The 12,144-nt window shown below is 56.6% G+C and carries 6 protein-coding genes; all 6 read left to right on the top strand.

All coding sequences use genetic code 11. The features are described from left to right. Nucleotides 1–2 precede the first annotated feature (2 nt). The 6 genes from MKY82_RS23710 to MKY82_RS23685 all read left to right on the top strand — a co-directional run bounded on the left by MKY82_RS23710 (nucleotide 3) and on the right by MKY82_RS23685 (nucleotide 12,137). Nucleotides 3–3,119 carry a glycoside hydrolase gene (locus MKY82_RS23710; protein WP_339294509.1) on the top strand — a complete coding sequence of 1,039 codons (3,117 nt, stop codon included), beginning with the start codon at nucleotides 3–5 and terminating at the stop codon, nucleotides 3,117–3,119. A 299-nt stretch (nucleotides 3,120–3,418) separates the two neighbouring features. Then, the gene (locus MKY82_RS23705; protein ID WP_339294508.1) at nucleotides 3,419–5,710 is read left to right on the top strand and encodes a glycoside hydrolase family 3 N-terminal domain-containing protein; all 2,292 of its coding nucleotides are present in this window, start codon (nucleotides 3,419–3,421) and stop codon (nucleotides 5,708–5,710) included. Between the two features lie 129 nt (nucleotides 5,711–5,839). Continuing rightward, the gene (locus tag MKY82_RS23700; protein WP_339294507.1) at nucleotides 5,840–7,687 is read left to right on the top strand and encodes a sensor histidine kinase; all 1,848 of its coding nucleotides are present in this window, start codon (nucleotides 5,840–5,842) and stop codon (nucleotides 7,685–7,687) included. Continuing rightward, nucleotides 7,653–9,344 carry a response regulator gene (locus tag MKY82_RS23695; RefSeq protein WP_339294506.1) on the top strand — a complete coding sequence of 564 codons (1,692 nt, stop codon included), beginning with the start codon at nucleotides 7,653–7,655 and terminating at the stop codon, nucleotides 9,342–9,344. The genes MKY82_RS23700 and MKY82_RS23695 overlap by 35 nt, the downstream gene beginning before the upstream one ends. A gap of 145 nt (nucleotides 9,345–9,489) precedes the next feature. Further along, nucleotides 9,490–11,124: an extracellular solute-binding protein gene (locus MKY82_RS23690; protein ID WP_339294505.1), complete on the top strand. Its 1,635-nt coding sequence runs from the start codon at nucleotides 9,490–9,492 to the stop codon at nucleotides 11,122–11,124. Nucleotides 11,125–11,237: 113 nt separating this feature from the next. After that, complete coding sequence (locus tag MKY82_RS23685; RefSeq protein WP_194543787.1) at nucleotides 11,238–12,137, top strand: ABC transporter permease subunit; 900 nt, start codon at nucleotides 11,238–11,240, stop codon at nucleotides 12,135–12,137. Nucleotides 12,138–12,144 lie beyond the last annotated feature (7 nt).

The following is a 12,144-nucleotide window of genomic DNA, read 5'->3' as shown; positions in this document are numbered from 1 at the left end:
CGATGAGAACGCTGGTATTTTACGACGAGCATTTTCCTTACGAAGGCGAACGTCCGTCCGCAGAGGCACTGGAGCGATTGCGGGAATGGGCGGTGGTCGCCGGTGCCGCGGATGTGGCTGAGCGGCTGACGGAAGGCGGCTGGGACACACTGATTCATCTGCACGGGTCGTACTTCCCGAAAGCGGCTTGGGCAGCCATCGAAGGCCACCTGAAGGCAGGCGGCGGTCTGGTTCATGCCGGGGGCGTGCCTTTCCGCAGGCCGGTTCGAGAGCTGAACGGAAGCTGGCATGCCGAACGCGAGCAGCTGGCTTATCATCAGCGAATGGATATCCATGATGCGCTGGCGGTTGACGTATCGCGCGTCCGGGAGCTGAAGGCCTCCGCCGAATTTCCGATCCTGCAGGGGCGCGAGGAGCTGTTCGGCATGGAGCCGACCTGGGGCTTGACGCTGCACCCGACCAAAGCGAGCGACATTCCGGCCGAGATGGGGGCATGCGGTCCGATGGACGCCGTCATCTCACCGCTCCTGATCGGCGTGGACCGTGATCGACGCGAGCGGTCCGCACCGGTCGTCATGCTGGAGCAGCATAAGGGCGATTATGCCGGGGGGCGCTGGATTCTGATCAACCAGCAGCTGAGGGCATCGTTCTGGGAGTCTAAAGGGATGGACGTTCTGAAGGATCTGGCCGAATACGCGGGAACAGGCGTGACGGAGCTTTGGTTGAAGCCGAACTATGCCTCCTACGAGCCGGGCGAGCAGATGCGGTTGACGATCCAGCTCCAGACGCTGTCCCGGACGTCCGCCCCGGCGCAGACCTGGCATTTTGCAGTGAGTGTTATCAAGGAAGACAACGGCGAGACCGTCTGGACCGGAAACGAGAAGTCGGAAGCCGGCATGCAGCAGCGGGATCTTCAGCAGCTTCGTTTGTTCGTACCCGTACGGCTGGAAGCGGGCTTGTACCGGATCGTTTGCGAAGCCGAGTCCGAGTCCGGGGAGCGCCGCACCCTGACTCAGGCGGTATGGGGCGTCGATCGTCCGCTACTGCAGGCAGGAGAACGGCTGGAATGCGGGCGTGATTACTTCCGCCGCGGCGGGCGGACGGTTCCGATCGTTGGCATGACGTACATGACCTCCGACGTCGCGCGCAAATTCCTTCATCTGCCGAACGTGCAGCGTTGGGATGCGGATATGGCGGAGATGAAGCGGGCAGGAATCAACCTGATCCGGACGGGCATATGGACGGGATACCGGATGATCATGTTTGCCGATGGCCATGCGGCCGAGGACGTCATGCGGGCGATCGATGCCTTTATCCTGACAGCCAAGCGGCATGAGCTGGAAGTGACGTTTACGTTCTTCTCGTTTGCGCCCGAAGCCTGGGAAGGCGTGAACCCCTATTTGGATCCGAGATCGGTGGAGGCGCAAAAGCGCTTTATCGCCTCCATCGTCGGACGTCACAGGGGCACGACCAACGTGCATTGGGACCTGATCAACGAGCCTTCGCTGTTCGATCCGAAGCGAATCTTCGAGGGGCCTGTATCGATCGGAGATCGGTTCGAGCGCAAGGTCTGGTCCGAGTGGCTGCGGCAGCGCCACGGGGATGATCTTGCGCTGCTTCAGGAGTGCTGGAACATGACGCCGGGCGAGCTGCCTTCATTCGAGTCGGCGCCTGCGCCGAGTCCGGACGACAAGCTGTTCAACAGCGTGCTGCAGCCGAAGAAGTGGGGACCGTGGATCGACTTCACGTTGTTCACCATGGACATGCATAATCGGTGGGCGTCCGAGCTCATCGGCACCATTCGCCGCTCCGATCCCCGCCAGCTGGTGACGGTCGGGCAGGATGAGGGCATCTGCTCCCAGCGCCCGTCGCCTTCGTTCTACGGTCCCGCCGTCGATTACACGACGGTCCACTCCTGGTGGCAGAACGATCACCTGGCTTGGGACGGCATATTTACGAAAACGCCGGACAAGCCGAATCTGATTCAGGAGACCGGCATCATGCACGTGCAGCGTCCGGACGGCATCGCCAAGCGGACGGAGGAAGAGCTTCGCAGCATCCTGGAGCGGAAGTACGCGTATTCGTTTTCGACCGGGGGCGCGGGTGCCGTACAGTGGATATGGAATATTAACTACTTCATGGATAATGCCAACGAATCCAACATCGGGGCGCTTCGAGCGGACGGAACGCAGAAGCCCGAAGCCGATGTGTCCTATGACTTCGGGCGCTTCATGAAGGAAGCAGCCGGCCTGTTCGACGATGAACGTCAGCTGGAGGATATCGCCGTCGTTTACCCGTATTCGAATGATTTTTCCAGCCGCAAGCTGGCTTACGAAGCGACGACGAGGGCCATGCGCGCATTGACATTCGGCATGAACGTCCATCCGCGGGGCATCGGCGAATATCAGCTGGAGGACCTGAAGCGCTATCCGGCCAAGCTGATCATCGTGCCGAGCGCGCATAATTTCGACGATGCCGCGTTTGCCCAGCTCCTCGACTTGGCAAGGGAAGGGAGCACGGTCTTGTGGACAGGTCCGCTTCGCACCGATGCATATTGGGGGCAGGCGCCGCATCGCCTGCAGCAGGAGATCGGTGAAACCGTCCATGCCAACGTTCTTCGAGAAGAAACGCTGGAGCTGGCGGGAGAGCATTTCGCCGTTTCGTTCGGCGAGCGGAAGATTAACGCGCTGGCGGTAGATCGTCCGGCGGGCCGGTTGGATGGGACGCTAGCACCCGTCACGGTGAGCTTGGAATCGGGACGGTTCATCTGGTGCCCGCTCCCGGTCGAGATGAACGAGCGCTGGGAGCCGATCCAGGCGCTGTATGCGGAAGCTATCCTCTCCGCAGCCGTTTCGGCTGAGCTGGAATGGCTGAAGGGAGGCGAGCTTCCGGGCATCTACGGCCGCAAGCTGGCGTTCGGACAAGGAAGTTTGTACGTCTTCGTCTCTGAGCAGGGGGCAAGCGCAGGGGTCGAGGTAAAGGACCCGGCAACCGGAATGGTCTACGCTTTCGAGTTGGAACGGGAGCGGACCGTGATGTTTACGACCGATGCCGGGGGACAAGTGCAGACGGTTTACCGGCCGGAGGAGGTTAGCATCCGGCAGAGTCAACCAAGTTGAAGCGTGTTCGCTCATGAAAAGGTTGGACGAGGGTTCTTGCTGTTGACCTGGATCGTCCCGCGCGGAGAAGCCTCTGCATGATACAGATAGAGGGAGGTTCTCCGGCCGATCGGATCGTGTCGGAGAGCCTTTTTCTTCAATCGGAAATTTTGGAAGGGCTGCTGCTTTGGCGATATTGGCGTTGAAGACGATAGGAAATCGCCTTAAATCCGAACCCTAATAGGATGCGGGAACATTCATCGAACGTTTGCATGTAATCAGTAAGAACGAATTAAACAGGAAAAGAAAGGGTGTGCGCCATGGACTATAAGGACGCTGCATGGCCGGTTTCGCGGCGGGTCGAGGACTTGCTGGAGCGGATGACGGTCGAAGAGAAAATCGGACAGCTGATTCAGCCGTTCGGCTGGAAAGCTTACATAAGGAACGACGACGGTACGATCAAACTAACCGAGGAGTTCAAGTCGCAGCTTGCGGAGGGAGGAATCGGTTCCTTGTATGGTACGCTGCGGGCCGATCCCTGGACCGGAGTGACGCTGACGAACGGACTGTCCCCGCGGGAAGGTGCGGAAGCGGTTAATGCGATTCAGCGTTATGCGATGGAGCACTCGCGGCTTGGGATTCCGATTTTGTTCGGGGAAGAATGCTCCCACGGACATATGGCAATCGGGGCGACGGTGTTCCCCGTACCGCTCACGATCGGAAGCACCTGGAACACGGAGCTGTTCCGCAGCATAAGCCGCGCCGTTGCCGCCGAGACAAGAGCTCAGGGGGGAGCGGCCACCTATTCGCCGGTGCTGGACGTGGTACGGGATCCCCGGTGGGGGCGTACCGAAGAAACCTTCGGCGAGGACCCCCATTTGGTGGCCGAATTCGCGGTTGCCGCCGTGCAGGGACTGCAAGGCGAGCGCCTGGATTCACATATCAGCCTGCTGGCTACGCTGAAGCATTTCGCAGGCTACGGCGCTTCCGAAGGGGGACGCAACGGGGCCCCCGTCCACATAGGCCAACGGGAGCTTCACGAAGTCGATCTGCTGCCGTTCCGCAAAGCCGTTGAAGCGGGTGCCTTGTCGGTCATGACGGCCTATAATGAAATCGACGGAGTCCCCTGCACGTCCAGCCGGTACCTGCTGCAAGATGTACTTCGCGAGGCGTGGGGCTTTGACGGCTTCGTCATTACCGATTGCGGCGCGATCCATATGTTAGCATGCGGTCACAATACGGCCGGATCGGGCGTGGAGGCGGCGGCCCAGGCGCTGAAGGCCGGTGTCGACATGGAGATGTCAGGGACCATGTTCCGGGCACATCTTCACCAAGCGCTGGAGCAAGGGCTGATCACTGAAGACGATCTGAATATGGCAGCCGGACGCGTGTTGGAGCTGAAGTTTCGTCTGGGGCTCTTTGATCGGCCTTATGTAGATCCAGCCTGGGCAGAGCAGGTCATAGGCTGCAACGAGCATACCGCACTAGCCTACCATGCAGCGGCTGAAGGCATCGTGCTCCTGAAGAACAAGGGGGGCCTGCTGCCTCTGGATTCGAGCAGCGGAACCATTGCCGTCATTGGCCCCAACGCCCATGCGCCGTACCATCAGCTTGGCGATTACACCTCCCCCCAGCAGCCGGGGCAGATCGTAACGGTGCTGGACGGCATCCGCCGACGGCTGGGAGACAGCCGCGTTCTATATGCCCCGGGCTGCCGTATTCAAGGCGATTCAAGGGAAGGGTTCCCTCACGCGCTGGCGTGCGCGGAACAAGCCGATGTCATCGTAATGGTGCTTGGCGGCTCCAGCGCACGGGATTTCGGGGAGGGTACCATCGATCTGAGAACTGGTGCCTCGGTCGTGACCGGGCATGCAAAGAGCGATATGGAATGCGGGGAAGGCATTGACCGCTCGACCCTGACGCTGATGGGCGTGCAACTGGAGCTGCTGCAGGAACTCCATAAGCTCGGAAAGCCCGTGATTGTTGTCTATATCAACGGACGGCCGATTACAGAGCCGTGGATCGACGAGCACATCCCTTCCATCGTGGAAGCCTGGTATCCCGGCCAAGAGGGAGGCAGCGCCATTGCGGACATGCTGTTTGGCGATATCAACCCGTCCGGCCGTCTGCCGCTGTCCATTCCGAAGGAGGTTGGCCAGCTGCCGGTCAATTACAATGCCAGACGGACTCGGGGCAAGCGTTACCTGGAGACGGATCTTGCGCCGCGGTATCCATTCGGCTTCGGCTTAAGCTATACGGAATTCCGTTACGGCCGTCTGACGGTTGAGCCGGCCGTCGTTCCCATAGGCGGCGAAGCCACGGTCCGGATCGACGTGACCAACGCGGGAGTACGGGACGGCGCGGAAGTCGTTCAGCTGTACGTCTCGGATCTGGCCGCTTCCGTTACCCGTCCCGAGAAGGCGCTGAAAGGGTTCTGCAAGGTGTTCCTGAAGGCGGGGGAAACGCAGGAAGTGAAGTTCACCATCGGCAGCGAGCAGCTGGAAATGATCGACCTAGACCTGAAGCCGGTGGTGGAGCCCGGCGAGTTCCGCATCCAGGTCGGTCCCGACTCGACGAGAGGAGAGATCGCAAGCTTGATGGTGGAAGGCTAACCGGTTCGTCCCCCTCCAAAACATAAAGACTTAACGATACAGGTTCAACCCGGCGAGAGTGGATATGCGGAAGTTGTTGGCCGTCCTGCTTAAGCCGGGCAACCGGTCGTAAAAAAGGGCATAACCGTTATGGTCCGTTTTCATCCTGTTCATCGGTTAGGCGAAGCGATCATGGTAACGAAGTGGAGGCAAACGATGAAGCTGCTGTGGTTCAAATCGATTTATCCCAAAATCGTGGCCGGCTTTTTGTTGGCCATTATGCCGGTTTACGCCGCTGCCCTGTACATGAACGAGTCCGGGCTTGCGAGCGTGGAGCAGGAAATTACCCAATCCTTGAATGCGAGGACTAATTTTTTCATGCGTACGCTGGAACAGGAGCTGCAATCGACGGTGCTGCTGATGAACGATTTGTCGCAGGACTCCGACCTGCAAAAGCTAAGCACCATTGCGCCCGCCATGAGCCGTTCCGAATATTTTCAGGCGATCAACCGCCTCCAGGGCAAAATGCGGCTGCTGCAAAGCTCCAATCAATACGTTCAGGAGGCCAAAACGTATATTCCGCTGATTGAGAAAACGGTTGAACAGGTGTCATACGAAGGAGCCATGCCGCCGGAGCAGATGAAGGCGCTTGAGGAGCATCCCGATCGGGTCATTTTCGAATGGAAGAACAAGCTTCTGTTGGGGATGGTATACCCGGAACGATTGCGAAACGGCAATCCGCCTATTTTTGCGATTGCGGCGGAGCTCTCCGTTCCGAAAATGCAAACGGCGCTCCTACAGCTGGCCACGGGGGACGGGGGGGCCGTTCTCATCGGCGTGGACAACAGCTGGGTCCTGACTCAGGAGGATGGAGGCGGAATCGGTCCGCGGTTGGCCGAGCACATTGATTTGGAAGCGCTAACAACCACCGAATTTTCGAAGCTTCCCTACAACACGAAGGTAAAGGCGGATGGGGCCAACTATTGGGTTAGCGTGGAGCGCTCCGCCTTTTTGAATGCCGACCTGGTGGTTTATGTGCCCGAAGCCGAATTTCTGGGCCCGCTCGGAAAATACCGCATGATCTTTTTCGGGCTGTCGGGCTTCTCCCTGCTGGTGGTTATTCTGTTCTCGGGCTGGATCTACAGCCGGATTCATCAGCCGCTTCAGCGGATGGTGAGGGCATTCCGCAACATCGATTTCGACAGTCCCCGGGTGGAGCTGCGCCATAAGCATCATGACGAGTTCCACTATCTGTACGAGCAGTTTAACCATATGGTGAAGCGCCTGCAGGTGCTGATCCACGAAGTGTTTGAGCAGAAAATCCGCTCGCAGCGTTCCGAGCTGAAGCAGCTCCAATCCCAGATCAACCCTCATTTTTTATATAACAGTTTCTTTACGCTTCATCAGATGGGAGAGATGCAGGATTATGAGAATATCGTTCGTTTTACGAGGCATTTGGGGGAATATTTCAGGTTCATCACCCGCAACGCAGCCGACGAAGTTTCGTTGAAGGCGGAAGTGGGGCATGCCAAGGCTTATGTGGACATTCAGTCCATCCGTTTCCATAACCGGATATCCGCTTATTGGGATGACATCCCCGGTGATTGGGAGCAATTGGACGTTCCGCTGCTCATTCTGCAGCCCTTAATCGAAAATGCATACGAGCACGGACTTGAGGAGAAGGAAGCGGATGGGCAAATCCAAGTGACCATGGCCGCTGAACGGCATGTCCTGCATATCATCGTGGAGGATAACGGGGAGACGTTGACGGACGAAAAGCTGCGGAACCTGCAATTCATGATCGCGAATTCGGACGTAAAAGGAGAGATCACCGGTTTATCCAACGTGCATCGACGCCTTCGTTTAAAATTCGGGCCTGCGGGTGGATTGGCCTTTTCGAGAAGCCGGTTAGGCGGTTTGAGAATCGATATGGCACTGCCAAAGCAAGAAAGGAGCGGGATGGATGAAGAGCAGGTACAGAATACTGATCGTGGATGACGAACCTTTTATCGTAAACGGGCTTGCGGAATTGTGCCTTGGCGCGGAATTTCTAGAGCTTGAGGTGTATAAGGCTTATTCCTCATCGGAAGCCTTGAGCTGGCTAAAACGGGCGAAAATGGACATCGTTTTGTCGGATATCAAAATGCCGGGGTTAAACGGTCTTGCCCTGCAAAAGGAAATATCCAGACAGTGGCCCCGTTGCAAAGTGATTTTTTTGACCGGATACGACGACTTTTCTTATATCCAGGAGGCCACACGGCAAGGAAGCGTCGATTACGTTCTTAAGGCAGAGGGAAACGATGCTGTGCTGAGCGCGATCGAGAAGACCGTGGAGCTGCTTGACCAGGAGATGAAAGAGGGCAGTCTGATTGCCAAAGCGAGGGAGAATATGCGCATGGCGCTGCCGTTTTTACAGCAGCAGTACGTGCTGGAGCTGATGCAAAAAGCACCTTGTCCTATTCGGCGGGAGGAGCTGGAGCAGCGCTTTGCGGAGCTGGAGATGAAGCTGGATCCCGGCAAGTCTTGCCTGCTGCTGTTATGCAGGCTAGACGGCTGGCAAAGGCAAGACGGTCCATCGGCCCAATCGCTGATGCTGTACGCGGTCCAGAACATCATCGGCGAGCTGCTCGGCCCGATGACCGACGGCATGGCCGTGGAGTTCGGCAGGGCCAAGATGATCTGGATTTTGCAGCACAAAGAGGAGGGGGAGGAGAATCCGGAGGAGGTTGGAGGAGCGGCGGCGGAACGGGTCCAGCGTTTTGTCCACGGGATGCTGGAACAAATTCAGGACGTTTGCAAAACGCTTTTGAAATTGAAGACTTCGTTTGCCATGGCTGGCGAGTGGGTTGATTGGGAACGGCTGCCTGACAAATTCGAATCACTGAAGCAGCTGCTGGACAGCGGCCTCGGGATCGGCCACGAATCTCTGTTGACCGAAGCCGGTGAGCGTAACCGCCCGGATCGCATGGGGAATTTTCTGGGGCGCTCTCGCTCGCATCTGAAGCGGATGGAGCTGCTGCGCGGCTGTCTAGACAATGGGGACCGGGAGGAGTTCATGCAGCTGTTGCATGAGGTGACCGATACCTCTTCCTTCCCGCCGGAGGTTGAATATTTGCTGAAGATGGAAGTGTATTACGGCCTGGTGTCCGTGATGATGCCGTCTCTGGTGGATATGGAAGCTCTCTGCCAGAACGTGGAAGGAGAAGGGGCGGTGGATTATATCACATTGACTCATCTGGAGGAGCATGACTCCTGGACGGAGGCGGCCGAATATTTCGAAAGGCTGGCGGACATTATCTTCAACCGGAAAGAGCAGGGGAAGCAGGATCAGCAGCATGAGGTGATTGCCAAAGTTCAACGGTATATCGAGGATCACTTAAGCGGCGACCTGTCCTTGACGCAAATCGGGGAGGCCGTGGGACACAACCCTTCGTATTTGTCCAGATTGTACAAACAAGTGACCGGTGAGGGCCTGTCCGAGTCGATTAATGCGGCACGGCTGGCCAAAGCGAAGCAGCTGCTGAAGGAGACAACGGACAAAATCCATGTCATCGCCGCTGCGGTGGGTTTCAGTTCTCCGCCGTATTTTTACCGCTTTTTCAAAAAAACGACCCATTTGACGCCGCAGGAATACAGAGAACTGCACAACATGTAAAGAGAAGATATCAAAGTAAAGAGCTTAAAGTAGATAGCTCTTTTTTTGTTCCCTTATACTCTAAACAAACATCGAATTCAAGGAGGTCGCAAACATGAAGAGAAATAAGATCTTGTCCGTATTGTAGATCAGTATGCTGGCTTTCGTGTTTATTTTAAGCGCTTGCAGCAGCAAAGGGGAAGGAGGCGGAGGCAGCGCGGCTGGTTCATCCACCGATAGCGAAGCCACGGCCTTGGAGCCGGGCGACCCGTTCGGCAAGTATGATCCCCCCATTCAGCTGGATGCCGTCCGGTTCGTGGGAGAAGAAGTGAAGTTCCCGTCCGGACAGGATATTAAAAACAACGTGTGGACCGACCTATATAAGGAAATGGGCATCAACCTCAATTATAAATGGGTGGTGACGGGCCAGGAGCAGTATGAATCCAAAATGAATATCGCGATTGCTTCGAACGACCTCCCGGATATCATGCAGGTGACGCCGGAGCAGCTGCGCCAGCTTGCGGACGCCGGGCAATTGGCGGACTTGACGCCCGCTTTCGAGAATTACGCCAGCGATGACCTGAAGCAGGTCATGGAGATCGAGAAAAACGCACTCCCTTCCGCGACGTTTGACGGCAAGCTGTTGGCGATCCCGTCCACCCAGCCGGTCATCGGCGGCTCGGCTCCGCTGCTGTGGGTCCGGGAGGATTGGATGGAGAAGCTGAATCTGCCTGAACCGAACACGATGGATGACCTTGTGGCCATTGCGGAGGCGTTTGCCAAGCAGGATCCGGACGGGAACGGCAAGGCCGATACCTACGGACTTGCGCTGACCAAGGATATCGGATTAAACAGCTCTTCGGTAGGTTTCTTTAACGGCTTCGGCGGTTTCCCGCAAATTTGGATCGAAGACGCAGAGGGGCAATTGCAGTTCGGCAGCATTCAGCCGGAGATGAAGGAAGCGCTGGCCAAGCTGCAGGACATGTTCAAGAACAAACTGATCGACCCGGAGTTCGGCGTAAAGGATACCGTCAAGGTCTTTGAAACCGTGACCACCCACAAAATCGGCATGCTGATCGGACCCAGCTGGTATCCGGCATGGCCTTTCTGGGACATGGTGAAAGAAGATGAATCGGTGAATTGGAAGTCCTACCCGATCCCGTCATTGGAAGGCGGTCCGGCGACGGTGCAGATGCCTTTTGCCGTATCCCAATATTACGTGGTCAAAAAGGGGTACGAGCATCCCGAGGTCATCGTCAAGTTGGCGAACCAGTATTATGAGAAGCTGTACAGCGACAATGCGGAATTTGACAAGTACGGTCAAATCATCGAAGACGGCGTATCCATCGGGGTCAACAAATATTCACTGGTTGAGGTCGTCAATCCGAACAAAGACCTGATACGGCAGGAGGAGCTGGCCCAAGCGCTGGAATCCGAAAGCGACGCGGACATCACCAGCGCCGAAACGAAAATCATGTTCAAGGAATTTCAGGAATATCTCGCGGGCAACAACCCGATGGGCTGGTCCGGCTATGCTGCCAATGGGCCGGAAGGCTCCATGAAGCAGCTTCGCGATTTGAACGATGCGGGCAAAGTCATTTCGAACGGTTATGTCGGCGCTCCGACCGAGACCATGGCGGACAAAAAAGCGACGCTCGACCGGCTGGAGCAGGAAACGTTCATCAAAATCATTTTGGGCGAGGCAAGCATCGACGCCTTTGATGAGTTCGTGGCCAATTGGAAGAAGCTCGGCGGCGACAAGATTACGGAAGAAGTTAATGCATGGAAGGCCGCCAGATAAAAGGGGTCCGGCTAACGGGAACAGGGGAGGGAGGTTTCTGACACCCGCCCCTGTTCTCATTCACCACCTGCTGAAGGCGAATGGGATACACATTGACAGACAGGAGGATCGCCATGTTAAGCAAAAAATTTCGACGGCAGTGGCCGCTTCATCTGATGATCTTGCCCGGCATCGTCATCGTGCTGATTTACAGCTATTGGCCGATGATCGGCATCGCCATGGCCTTTCAGAAATTCGTTCCGTTCAAAGGCCTTTTCGGCTCCGATTGGATCGGGCTGGACAATTTCCGCTATGTGTTCGATCTGCCGGAAACCGGCCAAATCATTTGGAATACGGTGTTTATCGCCTTCATGAAAATCATCGGAGGATTGGTCGTGCCGATCCTGGTAGCCCTGCTGCTGAATGAGCTGAGGAACGAGCTGATCAAACGCGGCGTGCAGACGCTTGTATATTTGCCACATTTTTTATCGTGGGTCATCCTTGGGGGAATCTTTATCGACATCTTGTCGCCGACGAACGGGATCGTGAACCAGATTTTGGGCTGGTTCGGCGTCGAGCCGATTTTTTTCCTTGGCAGCAACCAATGGTTTCCTTATACCCTCGTCATAACGGACATCTGGAAGGAATTCGGCTTTAGCACCATCGTCTATTTGGCTGCGTTAACCTCCATCAATCCTTCCCTGTATGAGGCGGCTACGGTGGATGGCGCCAACCGCTGGAAACAGACCTGGCACATCACGCTTCCCGGCATGATGCCGATCATCATTTTGCTGGCGACCCTCTCGCTTGGGAATGTGCTGAATGCCGGTTTTGACCAGGTGTTCAACTTGTACAGCCCGCAGGTCTATGAGAGCGGGGACATTCTGGATACGTTTATTTACCGGATCGGCATGCAGGGTGCCCAGTATGGGGTGGCCACGGCGATCGGCTTGTTCAAATCCTTGATCTCGTTCGTCTTTATCGTGACGTCCTACGCCCTGGCATCCAAGTTCGCCAATTACAGAATATTTTAGGAAGGAA

Origin of the sequence: Paenibacillus sp. FSL W7-1279 (genome assembly GCF_037969845.1) — a bacterium.
In the GTDB taxonomy this organism is placed as follows: domain Bacteria; phylum Bacillota; class Bacilli; order Paenibacillales; family Paenibacillaceae; genus Paenibacillus_AQ.
Note: the sequence above shows the minus strand (reverse complement) of the source record. Positions and strands in the feature narration are given on the sequence as shown.

Excerpts from the sequence above, each read along its gene's own strand:
- MKY82_RS23710 (WP_339294509.1), top strand. The coding sequence starts at position 3 with ATGAGAACGCTGGTATTTTACGACGAGCATTTTCCTTACGAAGGCGAA.
- MKY82_RS23705 (WP_339294508.1), top strand. The coding sequence starts at position 3,419 with ATGGACTATAAGGACGCTGCATGGCCGGTTTCGCGGCGGGTCGAGGAC.
- MKY82_RS23700 (WP_339294507.1), top strand. The coding sequence starts at position 5,840 with ATGGTCCGTTTTCATCCTGTTCATCGGTTAGGCGAAGCGATCATGGTA.
- MKY82_RS23695 (WP_339294506.1), top strand. The coding sequence starts at position 7,653 with ATGAAGAGCAGGTACAGAATACTGATCGTGGATGACGAACCTTTTATC.
- MKY82_RS23685 (WP_194543787.1), top strand. The coding sequence starts at position 11,238 with ATGTTAAGCAAAAAATTTCGACGGCAGTGGCCGCTTCATCTGATGATC.